At 69.2% G+C, this 17719-nt stretch carries 21 protein-coding genes; 3 read left to right on the top strand and 18 right to left on the bottom strand.

All coding sequences use genetic code 11. The annotated features are described in order from the left end of the window. Positions 1–17: 17 nt before the first annotated feature. The 8 genes from SJY14_RS07825 to infC form a co-directional block, all read right to left on the bottom strand. Entirely contained in the window at positions 18–935 is a 918-nt protein-coding gene (locus SJY14_RS07825; protein WP_396600217.1) for an amino acid ABC transporter permease, read from the bottom strand. After that, positions 932–1600, bottom strand: a complete 669-nt coding sequence (locus SJY14_RS07820) for an amino acid ABC transporter permease (protein WP_071257339.1) — start codon at positions 1598–1600, stop codon at positions 932–934. The genes SJY14_RS07825 and SJY14_RS07820 overlap by 4 nt, the downstream gene beginning before the upstream one ends. Before the next feature lie 75 nt (positions 1601–1675). Next, entirely contained in the window at positions 1676–2539 is an 864-nt protein-coding gene (locus tag SJY14_RS07815) for a glutamate ABC transporter substrate-binding protein (RefSeq protein ID WP_071257337.1), read from the bottom strand. Positions 2540–2641: 102 nt separating this feature from the next. Continuing rightward, positions 2642–3379 (bottom strand): amino acid ABC transporter ATP-binding protein, encoded by a 738-nt coding sequence (locus SJY14_RS07810; protein ID WP_071257335.1) that lies wholly within the window; start codon positions 3377–3379, stop codon positions 2642–2644. A gap of 129 nt (positions 3380–3508) precedes the next feature. Then, on the bottom strand, positions 3509–4309 hold the full coding sequence (locus tag SJY14_RS07805; RefSeq protein ID WP_071257385.1) for an RNA methyltransferase: 801 nt from the start codon (positions 4307–4309) through the stop codon (positions 3509–3511). 125 nt (positions 4310–4434) lie between these two features. Beyond that, positions 4435–4821: a 50S ribosomal protein L20 gene (rplT, locus tag SJY14_RS07800; RefSeq protein WP_043596706.1), complete on the bottom strand. Its 387-nt coding sequence runs from the start codon at positions 4819–4821 to the stop codon at positions 4435–4437. A 30-nt stretch (positions 4822–4851) separates the two neighbouring features. Beyond that, positions 4852–5046: a 50S ribosomal protein L35 gene (gene rpmI, locus SJY14_RS07795; RefSeq protein WP_043596704.1), complete on the bottom strand. Its 195-nt coding sequence runs from the start codon at positions 5044–5046 to the stop codon at positions 4852–4854. A gap of 3 nt (positions 5047–5049) precedes the next feature. Continuing rightward, a complete protein-coding gene (gene infC, locus SJY14_RS07790; RefSeq protein WP_082383600.1) occupies positions 5050–5679 on the bottom strand; it encodes a translation initiation factor IF-3 in 630 nt (209 codons plus the stop codon). Between the two features lie 399 nt (positions 5680–6078). Between infC and SJY14_RS07785 the strand changes: the two genes are divergently transcribed. Then, positions 6079–6411, top strand: a complete 333-nt coding sequence (locus SJY14_RS07785; protein ID WP_054147271.1) for a DUF1844 domain-containing protein — start codon at positions 6079–6081, stop codon at positions 6409–6411. Between the two features lie 96 nt (positions 6412–6507). On the opposite strand, the gene SJY14_RS07780 is transcribed toward SJY14_RS07785, so the two are convergent. The 6 genes from SJY14_RS07780 to SJY14_RS07755 form a co-directional block, all read right to left on the bottom strand. After that, positions 6508–7311: an SseB family protein gene (locus SJY14_RS07780; protein WP_396600216.1), complete on the bottom strand. Its 804-nt coding sequence runs from the start codon at positions 7309–7311 to the stop codon at positions 6508–6510. Beyond that, positions 7311–8057: a bifunctional 1-(5-phosphoribosyl)-5-((5-phosphoribosylamino)methylideneamino)imidazole-4-carboxamide isomerase/phosphoribosylanthranilate isomerase PriA gene (gene priA / locus SJY14_RS07775; RefSeq protein ID WP_396600215.1), complete on the bottom strand. Its 747-nt coding sequence runs from the start codon at positions 8055–8057 to the stop codon at positions 7311–7313. Before priA ends, SJY14_RS07780 begins: the two co-directional genes overlap by 1 nt. A gap of 67 nt (positions 8058–8124) precedes the next feature. Then, positions 8125–8763 (bottom strand): imidazole glycerol phosphate synthase subunit HisH, encoded by a 639-nt coding sequence (gene hisH / locus SJY14_RS07770; protein ID WP_396600214.1) that lies wholly within the window; start codon positions 8761–8763, stop codon positions 8125–8127. Beyond that, positions 8760–9377, bottom strand: coding sequence for an imidazoleglycerol-phosphate dehydratase HisB (gene hisB, locus SJY14_RS07765; RefSeq protein ID WP_055977124.1), 618 nt, complete (start codon positions 9375–9377; stop codon positions 8760–8762). Before hisB ends, hisH begins: the two co-directional genes overlap by 4 nt. Before the next feature lie 5 nt (positions 9378–9382). Further along, positions 9383–10468, bottom strand: a complete 1086-nt coding sequence (locus SJY14_RS07760) for a histidinol-phosphate transaminase (protein ID WP_396600213.1) — start codon at positions 10466–10468, stop codon at positions 9383–9385. Positions 10469–10569: 101 nt separating this feature from the next. Continuing rightward, positions 10570–10938 (bottom strand): LysM peptidoglycan-binding domain-containing protein, encoded by a 369-nt coding sequence (locus SJY14_RS07755; RefSeq protein WP_055973419.1) that lies wholly within the window; start codon positions 10936–10938, stop codon positions 10570–10572. A gap of 272 nt (positions 10939–11210) precedes the next feature. Here SJY14_RS07755 and lexA point away from each other — a divergent pair, with 272 nt between their 5' ends. After that, positions 11211–11924, top strand: coding sequence for a transcriptional repressor LexA (lexA, locus tag SJY14_RS07750; RefSeq protein WP_071257323.1), 714 nt, complete (start codon positions 11211–11213; stop codon positions 11922–11924). A gap of 99 nt (positions 11925–12023) precedes the next feature. Here lexA and hflX read toward each other — a convergent pair whose 3' ends face one another. After that, the gene (gene hflX, locus SJY14_RS07745) at positions 12024–13571 is read right to left on the bottom strand and encodes a GTPase HflX (RefSeq protein WP_396600212.1); all 1548 of its coding nucleotides are present in this window, start codon (positions 13569–13571) and stop codon (positions 12024–12026) included. A gap of 76 nt (positions 13572–13647) precedes the next feature. Between hflX and SJY14_RS07740 the strand changes: the two genes are divergently transcribed. Further along, positions 13648–14268 (top strand): class I SAM-dependent methyltransferase, encoded by a 621-nt coding sequence (locus tag SJY14_RS07740; protein WP_071257316.1) that lies wholly within the window; start codon positions 13648–13650, stop codon positions 14266–14268. 70 nt (positions 14269–14338) lie between these two features. Here the strand turns inward: SJY14_RS07740 and dapF are convergent, their stop codons facing one another. The 3 genes from dapF to miaB are packed head-to-tail and all read right to left on the bottom strand — an operon-like array spanning position 14339 to position 17704. Next, positions 14339–15217, bottom strand: a complete 879-nt coding sequence (dapF, locus tag SJY14_RS07735) for a diaminopimelate epimerase (RefSeq protein WP_071257313.1) — start codon at positions 15215–15217, stop codon at positions 14339–14341. Continuing rightward, the gene (gene miaA / locus SJY14_RS07730) at positions 15214–16125 is read right to left on the bottom strand and encodes a tRNA (adenosine(37)-N6)-dimethylallyltransferase MiaA (RefSeq protein WP_071257310.1); all 912 of its coding nucleotides are present in this window, start codon (positions 16123–16125) and stop codon (positions 15214–15216) included. Before miaA ends, dapF begins: the two co-directional genes overlap by 4 nt. A gap of 1 nt (position 16126) precedes the next feature. Next, the gene (miaB, locus tag SJY14_RS07725; RefSeq protein WP_396600211.1) at positions 16127–17704 is read right to left on the bottom strand and encodes a tRNA (N6-isopentenyl adenosine(37)-C2)-methylthiotransferase MiaB; all 1578 of its coding nucleotides are present in this window, start codon (positions 17702–17704) and stop codon (positions 16127–16129) included. Between the last annotated feature and the right edge of the window lie 15 nt (positions 17705–17719).

The following is a 17719-nucleotide window of genomic DNA, read 5'->3' as shown; positions in this document are numbered from 1 at the left end:
CGAGCGGACGGGCCGGGTCAGGTCGCGCGGCCCGACACGTGGTCGGACTCGTAGCGGCCACCGCGGGCGAACATGCCCGGGTCCTTCGGCGTGCCACGGCGCTTGGCGACGACCGCGCGACGACCGGTACGACGGTCGACGATGCGGACGACCCACGAGAGCAGGAGGTTCGTCGCGAGGTAGACGACGAGCACGACGGCGAAGAGGGTGAACGTGTAGGTGCTGCCGTAGTACGTGCCCAAGCGGGTGAGACCGCTTCGGGTCAGTTCGACGTAGCCGACGATGTAACCGAGCGACGTGTCCTTCAGCAGGACGACGAGCTGCGCCAGGATGATCGGCAGCATCTGGCGGAAGGCCTGCGGGAACTCGATGGCGAACCGCGTGCGGACGGGGGTGAGCCCGATCGCGAGGCCGGCCTCACGCTGTCCCCTCGGCAGCGAGGCGATGCCCGCGCGCAGCGCTTCGCCGATGAGCGCCCCGTTGTAGACCGCCAGTGCTGCGACCACGGCCCAGAAGGCCCCGGTCGAGAAGACCAGCAGGATGAACAGCATCATCAGCAGGACGGGCATTCCGCGGAAGAACTCGAGCACCACCGTCGTGGGAACCCGCACCCAGGCGGATCGTGCCGTCCGCAGGAACGAGAACAGGACGCCGATGACCACCGCGAGGACGGACGCGACGGCCGCGGCCTGGACGGTGGCCAGCCAGCCTCGGCCGATCGCCCGCCAGAGCGCGAGGTCACCGAGGATGTCCCACCGCGATGCGTCGAGCACGCCGGGGCTCTCGGCACCGTTCGCGCTGATGCGGGGGCGGCCGAGGAGGTACACGAGGTAGGCGATCAGAGCCAGGACGAGCACGACGCCGACCACCGAGATGATCCGCGACGTGCGACGGGCCTTCGGCCCCGGGGCGTCGTAGAGGACGGAGGTGCTCATCGGAGGACTGCGACCTTCTTCTCGACCACGGCCGCGAGACGGCCGAGCGTGATGGTGACGACCAGGTAGAAGAACGCCACGGCGAGCAGCGTCGTGATGACGGCGTCACCGCGGTCGTTGGCGATGTATCGTCCGGCGGCGAACAGCTCGGCGACGAAGAACCCGCCCGCCACCGAGGTGTTCTTGGTGAGGGCGATGAAGACGTTGATCAGCGGCGGCACGACCATGCGCATGGCCTGCGGCAGGATCACGTGGCCGAGCGTCTGGCCGAACCCGAGGCCGATGCTACGCGCGGCCTCGGCCTGCCCGACCGGGACGCCGTTGATGCCCGAACGGATGGCCTCGGCCACGAACGGCGAGGTGTAGGCCGTCAGCCCGATGACGGCCAACGGGAAGTACGTGCCGAAGTCGACTCCGAGGTACGGCAGGACGAAGGCGCAGAAGAAGAGCACGAGCGTGAGGGGGATGTTCCGCAGGGCCTCGGTGTAGACCGTCGCGAAGGTCCGGAAGGAGGCCACGGGCGAGATGCGCAGCGCGGCCACGAAGAAGCCGATCACGAGGGCTCCGAGGCCCGAGAGAACGAGCAACTGCAGCGTCGTGACGAAGCCGCCCCAGAAGCGGGGCCAGTTGTCGGTCACGGCGTCGAAGCCGGGGATGACGTCCAAGGGGTTCAACGGGGTCCTTCGGTCGGGGCAGGACGCGGGCACCCGGGGCTGGTCGCCCCGGGTGCCCGCGTGGTGTCAGTAGCGGTCGATCGTGGGCGGCGTCGGGGTGTCGAGCACCTTGCCCGCGGTCTTCTCCCACAGCTCGTCCCAGGTGCCGTCGTCCTCGGCGTCCTGCAACGTGTCGTTGACGAACATGCGGAAGTCGGTGTCGTCGAGGGCCAGACCGATGCCGTAGGGCTCTTCGGTGAAGGGCTCGCCGACGACCTCGAACTCGCCCTCGTTCTGGTCGGCGAGGCCGGCCAGGATCACGTTGTCGGTCGTCACGGCCGAGACCGCACCGGTGCGGAGGGGCTCGAGGCAGTTCGAGTACGTGTCGGTGGCGAGGATGTCGGTCGTGTACTCGGCCACGTTCTTCTCGCTGGTCGAGCCGCTGACGGTGCAGACCTTCTTGCCGGCCAGGTCGTCGGCGGACTCGATTCCCTCGGGGTTGCCGTCGAGCACGAGCAGGTCTTGACCAGCCGTGTAGTACGGGCCGGCGAACGAGACGACCTTCTTGCGATCGTCGTTGATCGTGTAGGTCGCGATGACGAGGTCGACCTGGCCGTTCTGGATGAACGGCTCGCGGTTGGCCGAGACGGTCTCGACCCACGTGATCTTGTCGGCCTCGATGCCGAGCTTGGCGGCGACGAGCTTGCCGATCTCGGCGTCGAAGCCCTCGGGCACGCCGTCGGGGTTGGCCAGCCCGAACAGCGGCTGGTCGAACTTGGTGCCGATGGTGATCTCACCGGCGTCGGCGAGGCGGGCCATGGTGCTGCCTTCGGCGAAGTCGGCCGGCGTCTCGACGTCGACGGCCGGGGCCGACGAGTCGGTGCAGGCCGTGAGGCCGAGGACCACGGCGGCTGCTGCGGCTACGGCGACGAATCCCTTGCTGAGTCGCATTCTGATCTCCTTGCTGGGTGACCCGGACGCCGGGCGGCGATCGGGTGTCGTGGGCCGGCGGTTCGGGTGCCGGGCGGCGGGCGCGGACTCGGCCGCGCCTGCTCAGTGCGTGAGGATCTTGGCGAGGAAGTCCTGGGCGCGGGTCGACTGCGGGTCGGTGAAGAACTGCTCGGGCGTCGCCTCTTCGACGATCTGACCGTCGGCCATGAAGACGACACGATCGGCGGCCTTGCGGGCGAACCCCATCTCGTGGGTGACGACGATCATGGTCATGCCGTCCTTCGCGAGCTGCACCATGACGTCGAGGACCTCGGTGATCATCTCGGGGTCGAGCGCGCTGGTGGGCTCGTCGAGGAGCATCACCTTGGGGTCCATCGCCAGAGCCCGGGCGATCGCGACGCGCTGCTGCTGGCCGCCCGAGAGCTGGGACGGCATCTTGTCGGCCTGGTTCGCGACGCCGACGCGCTCGAGCAGCTGCATCGCCCGCTCGCGCGCCTCGGCCTTGGTGCGCTTGCGCACCTTGAGCTGGCCCAGCATGACGTTCTCGAGGATCGTCTTGTGCGAGAACAGGTTGAAGCTCTGGAACACCATGCCGACGTCGGCACGCAGACGGGCGAGCGCCGCACCCTCTTCGGGCAGACGCGTTCCGTCGATCGTGATGACGCCGTCGTCGATGGTCTCGAGACGGTTGATGGCCCGGCAGAGGGTCGACTTGCCCGAACCGCTCGGGCCGATCACGACGACCACCTCGCCCTTGCCCACCGTCGTGGTGATGTCCTTCAGGACGTGCAGGTCACCGAAGTGCTTGTTGACGTGATCGACCACGACGAGGGGTTCCATGCGCCCACACAAACAGACCCCCAGGTCGGGGTCAAATTCACAGTGGATTCTTAATGAAAACGAAACGACGTGTTCGGAAGCGACGTGCCCGTGGGAGCCGACCCGCGCCTCCTGGTGGACGAGGAGGCGCTAGCTGCGGTGGGCGAAGGCGCTTTCGTAGAGGCACACCGAGGCCGCCGTCGCCAGGTTCATCGATTCGGCGTGACCGTAGATGGGCACCACCAGGGCACGGTCGGCACGCGCGAGGTCCATGTCGGTGAGCCCCCGGGCCTCGTTGCCGAAGAGCCAGGCGGTCGGTTCGGCGAGCACGCCCTCGGTGCGGGCGGCGAGCAGGTCGTCTCCCTTGACGTCGGCGGCGAGCACCTGCAGGCCGACCTCACGGCACCGGTCGACGATCGCCGGCAGCTCGACGCCCACGGCCACCGGCACGTGGAACAGCGAGCCCGTCGTGGACCGCACGACCTTGGGGTTGTAGAGGTCGACGCTGCGGCCGGTCATGATGACCGCGTCGGCGCCCGCGGCGTCCGCGGCCCGGATGATGGTGCCCGCGTTGCCGGGGTCGCGGACCTCTTCGAGGATCACGATGAGCTTCGGCTCGGCAGCGAAGACGTCCTTCACCGACGTGGGGAACTGCCGGCAGACGGCGACGATGCCCTGCGGCGTGACCGTGTCGGCCATGGCCTCGAGCACCGGTTCGGTGACGAACTGGACGTCGATGCCCTCGGCGTCGGCGGCGGCCGCCACCTCGGGGTAGCGCTCGAGCGCGGTCGGGGTGCCGAAGAGCTCGACGATCAGCTCGGGCCGGAAGGCCAGGGCCTCACCGACCGACTGCGGCCCCTCGAGCAGGAACGTGCGGGTCTCGGTGCGGGCGTCGCGCTTCGAGAGCTTGGCCACCGCCCGGACTCGGGGTGAACGGGGATTGTCGAGCAGGGAGTCGTGGGGCACCCGTCCATGATGCCGCACGAGGACGGACGCCTGCCGCAGACGCACGAGACCCGACGGCGACACCGGTGCAGGTGTCGGGCCGTCGGGCCTCGAGGGTGGTGCGGGTGCGACTACGCGGCGACCTTGGGGGCCGAGGTGTCGGCGGGCAGCGCGGCCTTGGCGGTGGCGACGAGCGACGCGAACGTGGCGGGCTCGTTGACGGCCAGCTCGGCCAGGATGCGGCGGTCGACCTCGACGCCGGCCAGGGACAGACCCTGGATGAGGCGGTTGTAAGTCAGGCCGTTCGCACGCGACGCGGCGTTGATGCGCTGGATCCACAGGCGGCGGAACTCGCCCTTGCGTGCACGACGGTCACGGTACGAGTAGACGAGCGAGTGCGTGACCTGCTCTTTGGCCTTGCGGTACAGGCGCGAACGCTGACCGCGGTAACCCTCGGCACGCTCGAGGATGACGCGACGCTTCTTGGCGGCGTTGACCGCTCTCTTGACTCTTGCCATTTTCTTGTTCCTCTACGTTCGTGTCAGCGGTCAGTGACCGAGAAGCTTCTTGGCGACCTTGGCGTCAGCGGGCGCGAGCACCTGGTCCTGGTTCAGGCGAGCCTTGCGCTTGGCGCTCTTCACCTCGAGGTTGTGGCGCATGCCGGCCTGCTGCTTCATGATCTTGCCGGAACCGGTGACCTTGAAGCGCTTCTTGGCGCCGGAGTGGGTCTTCTGCTTGGGCATGTCTTACTTACTTTCTTCTGTCGGTCGGTCGGCCGGTGCATCGGCCGGGACCTCGTCGGACGTCGGGTGCTTCGGCGGCTTGTTGGCCGCCTTGCGAGCTTCTGCCTCGGCCTTGGCCTCGGACTTGTTCTTGTGCGGGCCGATGACCATGACCATGTTGCGGCCGTCGATGGTGGGCGTCGACTCGACGCTGCCCCACTCGGAGACGTCTTCGGCGAAACGCTGGAGGAGGCGGACACCCTGGTCGGGGCGCGACTGCTCGCGGCCACGGAACAGGATCATGGCCTTGACCTTGTCGCCGCCCTGGAGGAAGCCCTCGGCGCGCTTGCGCTTCGTCTCGTAGTCGTGCTTGTCGATCTTCAGGCGGAAACGGACCTCTTTGAGGATCGTGTTCGCCTGGTTGCGACGGGCTTCTTTCGCCTTCTGCGCAGCCTCGTACTTGAACTTTCCGTGATCCATGATCTTGGCCACGGGAGGCTTCGAGTTGGGGGCCACCTCGACCAGGTCGAGCTCGGCCTCTGCGGCGAGACGCAGGGCCATGGCGATGGGAACGACGCCGATCTGCTCACCTGCGGGCCCGACGAGGCGGACCTCGGGGACGCGGATACGGTCGTTCGTACGGGGATCGCTGATGCGGAACTCCTCTGTCGTTTCTTCTGCATCTGACGGGACCGGACGGCCTCGCCAGAGAAAGAGGAGTTTCGTGCGGGCGTCATCTGGGAACGCATCACACTGCACCCTGGCTGCTCGATCGCCGTCTGCAGCGCCCCTCTGACGAGGAGCGAGGCGGAACGGTGATGCTGATCGAACGGGGTGCCAACAACCCGGTAACCTTGTCTAACGGTCAAGCGCGGGTGGGAGAATCTCCACTTTCGCACGGAGCAGACGCTCCGAGCCTGGACGAGTTTAGCAGAGGATCAGTTCGTGAGCCACTCCCCCGACGACGCACCCATTCCCGACGCCCGCTTCGGCGATCCGGCACAGGCCACGTCGCCCGAAGCCTCCCCCGCGACGGCGCGGTTCGAGGACGACCTGCGGTTCGGTGACGACGCCGCACGCGACATCGCCGACGTCAACGCGGTCGAGGTGATCAACACGGTCTGCGTCCACCTGATGAGCGCGGCCGCGGTGAAGGTCGGCCTGGCCGACGACCCGCAGCGGCAGACCGACCTCGACGAGGCCCGCAAGCTCATCACCTCGCTCGCCGGGCTCGTGACGGCCAGCGCACCCGAGATCGGCGACCAGCACGCCCGTGCGCTGCGCGACGGCCTGCGATCGCTGCAACTAGCCTTCCGTGAGGCGTCGGCCATCCCCGATGCCATCGGTCAGGGCCCCGGCGAGAAGTACACCGGACCCGTCAACTGACCGACACGTCGCGTGCCACGGGTCCGGTCAACCGCGCAGCGCGTCCACGACGACCGGCACCTCGGGCACTCCGCGGCTTCTCGAGCGGCGATCTCGTCAGCCCGGGACGACCTTGACCGACATGCTGTCGACCCGGTCGACGATCACCGGGTCGGCCGCCCAGGCCGCCTGCAGTCGCTGCAGCAGCGACTGCAGGGCGTCCCGGTCGAGGCCGGACGTCACGCCCAGCTGGACGACGATCTCGGGGGCACCGAGCCGGGCGTCTCGATAACCGGGCGCGACGACCAGGCTGACCAGCGCCTCCTCGTCGCGTGACGCGTCGAGGAACGCACGCAGGACGTCCTCGTCGTGGTGACTCGGCATCCACGGCAGGTCTTGAGCGACCGCCCAGACGGCCGGACGACGCAGACCGAACTCGGTGATCGATCCGGGGTCGATCACGATGCGGTCGGTCGACTCCGAGGCGGCCGCGAGAGCCACGCGCCGGGCCTCCACCGGCACCGGTCGGGCCGCAGGACGCCAGCGCGTCAGGGTCTCGACCGAGGTGAAGGCCGGCAACACGTCGCGGCCGTCAGGACCCGAGACCGTGACGATGGAGAGCTCTTGCGTCTTGTCGACGCGGCGACCGTGGTCGTCGAGACCCTCGTCACCTGCCACCGCGACCAGGGGCACGAGCAGACGAGCCGCACGCAGGGCGTCGACGACCTCGCTCTCGCCGAGCCGCCCCTCGCGGAACCCCAGGAGGGCGTCGAGCAGCCTCGGGTCCGCGGACCCGTCGTCGCCCGCGTGCGCCGTGTCGTGGTGGTCGAAGGTGCGCCCCACCCAGGGTCGCCCGGCGCTGTCGGCGCCGTGGCCGGGATAGTCGGGGGCGTGCCCCGGTCCGTCCGGCGCGGTCGTCATCAGTTCGACGCGACGTCGAGGGCAGCGGCGAGCGTGAACGCCCCCGAGTAGAGCGCCTTGCCGACGATGGCGCCCTCGAGCCCCTGGGGCACGAGCTCGCGGAGGGCCGCGAGGTCGTCGAGGCTCGAGATGCCGCCCGACGCGATCACCGGACGCTCGGTGTGTTCCATCACCTGCCGCAGCAGGTCGACGTTGGGCCCCTGGAGCGTGCCGTCCTTCGTCACGTCGGTGACGACGTACCGCGCACAACCGGCCTCTTCCAGCCGCGCGAGGACCGTCCAGAGGTCGCCGCCCTCTTCGGTCCAGCCGCGCGCCGCCAGCGTCGTGCCACGGACGTCGAGCCCGACGGCCACCGCCTCGCCGTACTCGGCGATGACGTGGGCTGCCCACTCGGGGTTCTCGAGGGCCGCCGTGCCCAGGTTGATGCGCTTCACGCCGGTGCTCAGCGCGTCCTCGAGGGACTTGTCGTCGCGGATGCCACCGCTGAGCTCGACGTTGACGCCCTTGACCTGCTTGATGACCTTCTTGATCACGGCACGGTTGTCACCGCGCCCGAAGGCGGCGTCGAGGTCGACCAGGTGCAGCCATTCGGCGCCCTGGCTGGCCCAGTCGTCGGCTGCCGAGACCGGGTCGCCGTAGTTCGTCTCGCTGCCGGCCTCACCCTGGGTCAGGCGCACGGCCTGACCACCCGCCACGTCGACGGCGGGGAACAGGGTCAGGGCGGGGGTGGTGCAGAACTCGCTCATGTCGTCTCTCTCACGGCGCCGGGGCACCGCAGGGTCAGGAGGCGCGATCGGGTCGGTCGCGTCGGGGTCAGAGGGTGCCGAGCCAGTTCGAGAGCAACCGGATGCCCGGCTGCCCCGACTTCTCGGGGTGGAACTGCGTCGCCCAGAGCGGGCCGTTCTCGACGGCGGCGACGAAGCGGCCGCCGTGGTCGGCCCAGGTCACGTGCGGCTCGGTGAAGGGACGGATCACGTCGAGCGACCACTCTTGCGCGGCGTACGAGTGGACGAAGTAGAACCGCTCGTCGGCGACTCCGTCGAACAGCACGCTGCCCTCGGGCACGTCGACGGTGTTCCAGCCCATGTGGGGCAGCACGTCGGCCTGCAGCTCGTCGACCACACCGGGCCACGCCCCGAGGCCACCCGTGCTGTTGCCGCGTTCGACGCCGCCCTCGAAGAAGACCTGCATGCCCACGCAGATGCCCATGACCGGACGCCCGCCGGCCAGCCGCCGGTCGATCAACTCGCCACCGCGCACGGACTCGAGCTGACTCATGACGGCCGAGAACGCCCCGACACCGGGGACGAAGAGGCCGTCGGCCGCCTGCACCCGGGCACGGTCGGCAGTCAACTCGACGTCGGCGCCCGCGAGCTCGAGTGCCTTGACCGCGGAGTGGACGTTGCCGCTGCCGTAGTCGAGGACGACGACTGAAGGACGGGCGCCGGTCACAGGGCACCCTTCGTCGACGGGATGCCGCTGACGCGCGGGTCGGGCTGGACGGCCTGACGGAGCGCCCGGGCGAACGCCTTGAACTCGGCCTCGGCGATGTGGTGCGGATCGCGCCCGCCCAGCACGCGGACGTGCACGGTGATGCCGGCGTGGAAGGTGATCGCCTCGAAGACGTGACGGACCATCGAGCCGGTGAAGTGCCCGCCGATGAGGTGGTACTCGAACCCCTCGGGCTCACCCGTGTGCACGAGGTACGGACGCCCCGACACGTCGACGACAGCCTGCACGAGGGCCTCGTCGAGCGGGACGAGCGCGTCACCGTAGCGCGAGATGCCGGACTTGTCGCCGAGCGCCTGCTTCAGCGCGGTGCCGAACGTGATGCCGATGTCTTCGACCGTGTGGTGCACGTCGATGTGTGTGTCGCCCGTCGCCGCGACGTCGAGGTCGATCAACGAGTGCTTCGAGAGCGCCGTCAGGAGGTGGTCGAAGAACGGGACCGACGAGTCGATCGTCGATCGGCCCGAACCGTCGAGGTCGAGGGCGAGCGTGATGCTCGACTCGCTCGTGGCACGCGAGAGGGAGGCGGTACGGGCGGCACTGGTCGTCTCGGTCACGTCGGTCACGAAGAGAGCCTAATGTCGCGGAGCGCCTTAAGGAACGCGGTGGTCTCGGCCTCGGTGCCCGCACTGACCCTCAGGTGGTTCGGAATGCCGAGGTTGCGGACGATGACACCCCGCTCGAGCAGGCGCTCGAAGACGTCGGTCGGGTCGTCGACCCCTCCGAAGAGGACGAAGTTCGACCAGGTGGGCCACGGCTCGTACCCGAGTTCGGTCAACTCGTGCACGATGCGGTCACGCTGGGCCTTGATGTCGTCGACCATGGCGAGCATCTCGCTCGCGTGCGAGAGCGCCGCGACGGCCGCCGCCTGCGTCAGGGACGAGAGGTGGTACGGGAGGCGCACGAGACGCAGCGCGTCGGCCACGGCCGGGTGCGCGGCCAGGTAGCCGACCCGGGCACCGGCGAACGCGAACGCCTTGCTCATCGTGCGGGACACGACCAGCCGTTCGCGACCTGCCAGCAGGGTCAGTGCCGTCGGCTGATCGGCCGGCATGAACTCGGCGTAGGCCTCGTCGACGAAGACGATGCCGTCCGTGGCGTCGTAGGCAGCCTGGATCGTGGCGAGATCGAGGGGGGTGCCCGTGGGGTTGTTCGGTCCGCAGAAGAAGACGATGTCGGGACGGGAGCGTTCGATCTCGGAGACCGCGGTCTCGGGTGAGATGCGGAACCCCTCGTCACGGCGACCCTCGACCCATCGACTGCCGGTGCCCGTGGCGATGATCGAGTGCATCGAGTAGGTGGGAGGGAACCCCAGGACGGAGCGGCCCGGGCCGCCGAAGGCCTGGAGGAGCTGCTGGATGACCTCGTTGGAGCCGTTCGCCGCCCAGATGTTGTCTCGGGTGAGACCGTGCCCGAGGTAAGCCGCCAGCGAATCACGCAGCGTCGTGAACTCGCGATCGGGATACCGGTTGACGTCGAGGACCGCCCGGGCCACCGATTCGACGATGTCGCGAGCGACGTCTTCGGGAATGGGATGCGTGTTCTCGTTGACGTTGAGAGCGACCGGGACCTTCTTCTGGGGAGCGCCGTACGGCGTCAGTCCCCGGAGATCGTCACGGATGGGTAGGTCGTCGAGACTGAAGGACACCCCACCATCGTACGGGCGGGCCGACGGTGTGTCGGGTCGTTCGCCGTCGCGCAGACGCAACGCCGACGGGCCGGACCGCCCACCTCGCCGGCGACGGTGCTTCAGCGAGCGTACTGAGCGGGGACGGCGAGGCTCTGACCGGCGGAGACCTCGGCGCTCGGAAGGTTGTTGAGCGAGACGAGGTCGGCGATGACGTCGCGCGGATCGGCATCGGGGTCGATCTCTGACGCGACCTGCCAGAGCGTCTCGCCACCGTCGACGGTCACGTGCTGGAACTCGGTGCGACCCGTCGTGTCGGACGCGACGGCGCCGCCTCCGTTGAGGACGAGCGCGCCTGCCACGACGACGAGCGGGACCGCCACGAGCGCGGCGACGACCGCACGACCCCGCCGGGTGATGCGCAGGCGCGTGCGCACGACTCGGGTCGAGTCGACGGGGGACGCAACTGCTGATGCTGAGGTGACGCTCATGAGGTGGTCCTTTCACCTTGGAAGACAGGGGACGAGTTCGTGCCCGGCACTCGGCCGGGAATGCCGGACACGAAGACGTGTTCCGAACATACATTCGATTGCTGACGCTTTCAACCCCTGCGATGGGTAATCCAGGTCGAAATCGATCCGGATCAGAGAGGAAGAACGCGACACACTCGAACATGTGTTTTGTCGACACCGCCTGATCGGATACGGTTTCGATCGGTGGTAGGAGTCAAACAGGGACCACCGACATCGACGGCAGGAGACCCATGAGCGACCCGAAGCGCACCCCGCAGGCGGCCCCCGACGCCCCCCGTCAGCTCGATCCCGGCGTCCTCCCCCGCAAGGAGTTGACGGCGAAGCAAGCGTCGATCCTCGCCGCGATCACCGAGAGCATCGGTCACCGCGGGTATCCCCCGAGCATGCGCGAGATCGGCGACGCCGTCGGCCTCAAGTCCCTGTCGAGCGTCACGCACCAGCTCAACCAGCTCGAACTCGCCGGCAAGATCCGCCGTGACCCGAACCGACCCCGAGCCCTCGAGGTCCTCGTGGATGCCACGGCGCCGACGGCTCCCCCGTCGACCGTCTTCACGACGAGTGACGACGGCGACACGGCTCACGTCCCCATGGTGGGACGGATCGCGGCCGGCATCCCCATCACGGCCGAGCAGCAGATCGAGGACGTGATGCCGCTGCCACGACAACTCGTCGGCAAGGGTGAACTGTTCATGCTGCGGGTGGTCGGAGACTCGATGATCGACGCGGCGATCTGCGACGGGGACTGGGTCGTCGTGCGGCAGCAGCAGGACGCCGAGAACGGTGACATCGTCGCGGCCATGCTCGACGACGAGGCGACCGTCAAGGTGTTCCGCCAGCGAGACGGCCACACCTGGCTGCTTCCCCGGAACAGCGCGTTCGAGCCCATCGTCGGCGACCACGCACAGATCGTCGGCAAGGTCGTCGCCGTCCTGCGGTCGGTCTGACGAACGCACCACCCACTTACGCGCCACCCGGCACACGACGAAGCGCCGACCACCTCGAGGTGGTCGGCGCTTCGTCGTGTGACGACCCGGGGCTCGGCGTCAGCGACCGACGCCCACGGGTGCGACATAGGGCGTGAGCCCGGCGACGTCACTCGGGTAGACCCGGGCGTGGACCCGGGTGCCTTCTTCTTCGTAGTCGGTGCTGACGATGCGTCCGGAGTCGTGCAGGTGCGAGACCACGTCGCCGCGGTCGTACGGCACCAGCAGGTCGAGCTCGATCTCGGGTTCGGGCAGCACGGCCGCGATGCGGGCGAGCAGGTCGTCGATGCCCTCACCCGTCCGAGCCGAGACGAAGACCGCCGTCGGTTCGAGACCGAGCAGGACGAGACGCTGGTCGTCGTCGACGAGGTCGCTCTTGTTGAAGACGACGATCTCGGCGATGTCGCGACCGTCGACCTCGGCGATGACGTCCCGGACGGTCGCGAGCTGAGCGGCAGGGTCGGGGTGCGACCCGTCGACGACGTGCACGATGACGTCGGATGCCTCGACCTCTTCGAGCGTCGACCGGAACGCCTCGACCAGCTGGTGAGGCAAGTTGCGCACGAATCCGACCGTGTCCGCGTACGTGAAGGGACGACCGTCCGCCGTCACGCTCTTGCGGACCGTCGCGTCGAGGGTGGCGAACAACGCGTTCTCGACCAGGACGCCCGCGCTGGTGAGCCGGTTGAGCAGGCTGGATTTGCCCGCGTTGGTGTAGCCCGCGATGGCGACCGTGGGCACCTCGTTGCGGTCGCGGTTGGCCCGCTTGGCGTCGCGGGCCGGCTTCATCTCTTTGATCTGTTTGCGGAGCCGGGCCATGCGGGTGTGGATGCGGCGCCGGTCGAGCTCGATCTTGGTTTCACCAGGCCCGCGGCTGCCCATTCCGGCACCCGCGCCTCCGACTTGCCCACCGGCCTGGCGCGACATCGACTCGCCCCAACCGCGGAGGCGCGGCAGGAGGTACTCGAGCTGGGCGAGTTCGACCTGCGCCTTGCCCTCGCGGCTCTTGGCGTGCTGGCTGAAGATGTCGAGGATCACGGCGGTGCGGTCGATGACCTTCACCTTGACGACGTCTTCGAGGGCGCGCCGCTGGCTGGGGGCCAGTTCGGTGTCGGCGATGACGGTGTCGGCACCGAGGGCGGCGACCGTCCCCCGGAGCTCTTCGGCTTTGCCCTTGCCCAGGTAGGTGCTCGGGTCGGGATTCGGTCGTCTCTGCAGCAGCCCGTCGAGGACGACGGCACCCGCCGTCTCGGCGAGGGCGGCGAGCTCACGCAGGGAGTTCTCGGCGTCGGACATCGAACCCTGCGAGTACACGCCGATGAGGACGACGTTCTCGAGGCGCAGTTGGCGGTACTCGACCTCGGTGACGTCCTGCAGTTCGGTCGAGAGGCCCGCCACGCGGCGGAGGGCCTGGCGGTCGTCGCGCTCCGACTGGTCGCCGTCGGAGCCGCCGTCGTCGTGGAGCGATCGGGTCTGGATGGCCTGGGCCGGCGAGAAGACGGTGTAACCGGAGGCCCTCTGGGCCGCACGATCGAGGACGCGCGCGACGACGTCGTCGGGCTGGTCGTTCCGCTCGGAGTCAAGCGGTGTCGTGGTGTGGTCTGTCATCGGGGTGATACTAACCCTTTCGGTGTGCGGAGAGCAGGGAACGAACCCCCTGCTGATGTTCGGTAGGTTGGCGAGCATGGCCAGCGACCACTACTTCTCACCCCAGCCCGGCAGCGCGGCCAAGCCCAGGACGATCGACGTCGTCCTCGCGGGCCGTGAGTTGACGTTGACCACGGCCGCGGGAGTGTTCAGCCCGGGTCGCGTCGACCCGGGCACGTCGGTGCTGCTGGCGGGCGCGCCGACGCCGCCGAGGGCGGGCCATCTGCTGGACGTCGGGTGCGGATGGGGCCCCATCACACTGAGCCTCGCGTTGTCGTCACCCGACGCGACGGTCTGGGCCGTCGACGTGAACGAGAGAGTGCTCGACCTCGTGCGCGCGAACGCACGCTCGATCGGCCTCGAGAACGTCAACGCCGTGACCCCCGACGATGTTCCCGCCGACCTGCGCTTCGCGACGATCTGGTCGAATCCGCCGATCCGGGTCGGAAAGGCCGAGCTGCACTCCCTGCTCGAACGGTGGCTCCCCCGACTCGACGTGGGATCGGATGCCTGGCTGGTCGTGCAGAAGAACCTGGGGGCCGACTCCCTGCAGCGCTGGATGAACGAGACCATGGCCGACGTCGTCGACGTGACCCGCGCCTCCACCAGCAAGGGGTACCGGATCTTGCGCGCCGAGCGCCTCACCGACGCCGACTGACCCGACGCCCTGTGCAGGCCTCGCCGTAGCCCCGGTCGCCGGTCGACCTCAGAGGTCGAGCACGCCGGCCTCAGAGGTCGAGCGCGCCGGTGAAGACGAGTTCGGCCGGCCCGCTGAGCGAGACGTGCTCGCCGTCGTCGTGGTGGCTGATCGAGACGCCCACGACCCCTCCGGGAACGTCGACCAACCAGCCCTCGGGCGCCGAGGCCCCAGCCCAGTACCGCGTGGCCAGGGCCGCCGCTGCCGCACCGGTGCCGCACGAGAGCGTCTCGCCGCTGCCGCGCTCGTGGACCCGCATGCGGATGCGCCCGAGCCCGTCGACCACGAGCGGATCGGCGGGAACCACGAACTCGACGTTGGCCCCGCCGGCCGGCGCCGGGTCGATGATCGGCACGTAGGTCAGGTCGAGGCCGTCCAGTTCGTCGTCGCCGGCGAGGGCCACCACCACGTGGGGGTTGCCGACCGAGATCGGCAGGCCCGGACGGGCGGCGTGCAGTGCGCGCGCCCGGACGACCGGGTCGTCGTCGCCGAGTCGCCAGGGCCCCAGGTCGACGCGGAAGCCCGTGCCGTCGCGACGCACCTCGCGAGCGCCGGCCCGCGTGCCGACGACGAGCACGTCGTCCTCGCCCAGCTGGACCAACCCCCGCTCGAGGAGGTAACGCGCGAAGACGCGGATGCCGTTGCCACACATCTCGGCCGGACTGCCGTCGGCGTTGTGGTAGTCCATGAACCACTCGGCGCGGGGCTCGGCCTCGAGCAGGGCCGCCTCGGTGGACAACGCTGCCGTACGGACCGCACGGATGACGCCGTCGCCGCCCACCCCGAAGCGCCGATCGGCCAGGGCCCGGATCATGGCGGGCGTCAGGTCGGTGCCGGCGTCGGGATCGGTGAACAGGACGAAGTCGTTGCCGGTGCCCTGCCCCTTGGTGAACTGCAGCGTGGTGGTCACCCGAGGAGTCTAGCCACGGCCTGGTCGACGGCCTGGGCGTCGCCCGAGCGAGACCACTCGACGTCGTTGTATCGCCGGAACCAGCTCGCCTGACGGCGGGCGTAGCGACGGGTGAGGGCCGCCGTGGCCTCGATCGCCTCGGTCTCGGCGAGTTCCCCCCGGATCTGGGCGACCGCCTGCGCGTAGCCGATCGCCCGGCCCGCCGTGACCCCCCGCTCGAGCCCGAGAGGAAGCAGACCCCGCACCTCGTCGACGAGACCGTCTCGCCACATCTGGTCGACGCGTCGGTCGAGACGTTCGACGAGCACGGGGCGTTCTTCCGCGACACCGAAGACGCTCGACGGGCGCCACGGCGACGACTTCTCGGGCAGGGTTCCCGAGAGAGGGCGCCCGGTGAGGTCGCCGACCTCGAGCGCCCGGACGAGACGCCGAGCGTTGGAACGACCGATCGAGGCGGCCGACGCCGGATCACGCTCGCTCAACAGGTCGTACAGGGCCCCGGGCCCCCGCTCGTCGGCGATCGCCTCGTATCGACGCCGGATCACGGGGTCGGTTCCGGGGAAACGGAAGTCGAACAACACGCTCGAGACGTAGAGGCCGGACCCGCCGACGAGGACCGCCACCGCCCCGCGGGCCACGATGCCGTCGATCAGGGCCCGAGCCTCGCGCTGGTACCACTCGACGCTCGCCTCGTCGGTGACGTCGAGGACGTCGAGGAGATGGTGTGGGATGCCTCGTCGTTCGGCGGCGGGCAGTTTCGCCGTGCCGACATCCATGCCGCGGTAGAGCTGCATGGCGTCCGCGTTGACGATCTCGACGGCCTCGCCCCGGGCGGCCAGCGCCTCGGCGAGGTCGAGCGAGAACGCCGACTTGCCCGTGCCGGTCGCCCCGACGATCGCGACCAGCACGTCAGCGGAGGTCGTCGGTCGTGCTGTAGATCGGTGTGGTCGCCACCCGCAGCGTGGGCAGCCCGAGGCTCACCCTCACCGGCCGAGCCGAGGAGGCGCGGGTCGCGTCACCGGCGGACGGCACCCCGCACGAGGCGGCCTGCGCGGCGTCCCAGGCATCGCCCGCGCGGGTGCGACGGACCTCGTAGAGGGCCCCGGGCCCGTCGACCGCATCGGCCAACAGGTAGAACGGTGCAGCGTCGGTGACCCGCACGCTGACCACGTCGCCGGGGCGCGGAACGGTGCGTCCCGACGGCACTTCGAAGTGGACGAGGCGACTGTCCTCCGCACGCCCCGACAGACGGTGGGTGGAGGCGTCTTTTCGCCCCTCGTCGGTGGCCACGAGGACGTCGACGGTCCGACCGACCTGACGACGGTTCTCTTCGGCCGAGATGCGGTCCTGCAGGGCGGTCAGCCGCTCGAACCGTTCTTGCACGACGGCCTTCGGGATCTGGTCGGCCATCTCGCCCGCCGGAGTCCCGGGGCGCACGGAGTACTGGAAGGTGAACGCCGACGCGAACCGGGACCGCTCGACGACCCGGAGGGTCTCGGCGAAGTCCTCCTCGGTCTCGCCCGGGAAACCGACGATGATGTCGGTGCTGATCGCGGCCTCGGGCATGGCCACGCGCACACGGTCGATGATGCCGAGGAACTTCTCGCTGCGGTAGCTGCGCCGCATGGCTCTCAACACCCGGTCGGAACCCGACTGCAGGGGCATGTGCAACTGAGGCATGACAGCGGGCGTCTCGGCCATCGCGGCGATCACGTCGTCGGTGAAGGACGCCGGATGCGGGCTGGTGAAGCGCACCCGCTCGAGCCCGGGGATCGCACCGACGGCACGCAGCAGCTTGCCGAAGGCGAGCCGATCACCGAACTCGACGCCGTACGAGTTGACGTTCTGCCCGAGCAGCGTCACCTCGACGGCACCGTCGTCGACGAGCGCCTGCACCTCGGCCAGGACGTCACCGGGGCGGCGGTCTTTCTCCTTGCCGCGGAGCGACGGCACGATGCAGAAGGTGCAGGTGTTGTTGCAGCCGACCGAGATCGAGACCCAGCCGCTGTGGGTGGAGTCGCGCTTGGTCGGCAGCGTCGAGGGGAACACGTCGAGTGCCTCGAGGATCTCGAGCTGGGCCTCGTCGTTGTGACGCGCGCGCTCGAGGAGCGTGGGCAGGGCGCCCATGTTGTGCGTACCGAAGACCACGTCGACCCACGGCGCCTTGTCGAGGATGACGTCCTTGTCTTTCTGGGCGAGACACCCGCCGACGGCGATCTGCATGCCCTCGTGCTTCTTCTTCTGACCGGCGAGCGTCCCCAGCGTCCCGTAGAGCTTCTTGTCGGCGTTCTCGCGCACCGCACAGGTGTTGATGACGACGATGTCGGCCTCGGCTCCGTCCGCCGGTACGTAACCGGCCGCCTCGAGCGAGCCGCTGAGACGCTCGGAGTCGTGGACGTTCATCTGGCACCCGAAGGTGCGGACCTCGTACGTACGGGCCGGGCCGTCGACGGGCGAGGGGATGGGGGTGGTGGCGACCGTCGTCATGGTGACTCAGTGTAG

The organism is Frigoribacterium sp. R86507, from assembly GCF_044597695.1.
Taxonomy (GTDB): Bacteria; Actinomycetota; Actinomycetes; order Actinomycetales; family Microbacteriaceae; genus Frigoribacterium.
This window is presented reverse-complemented; position numbering and strand designations above follow the sequence as displayed.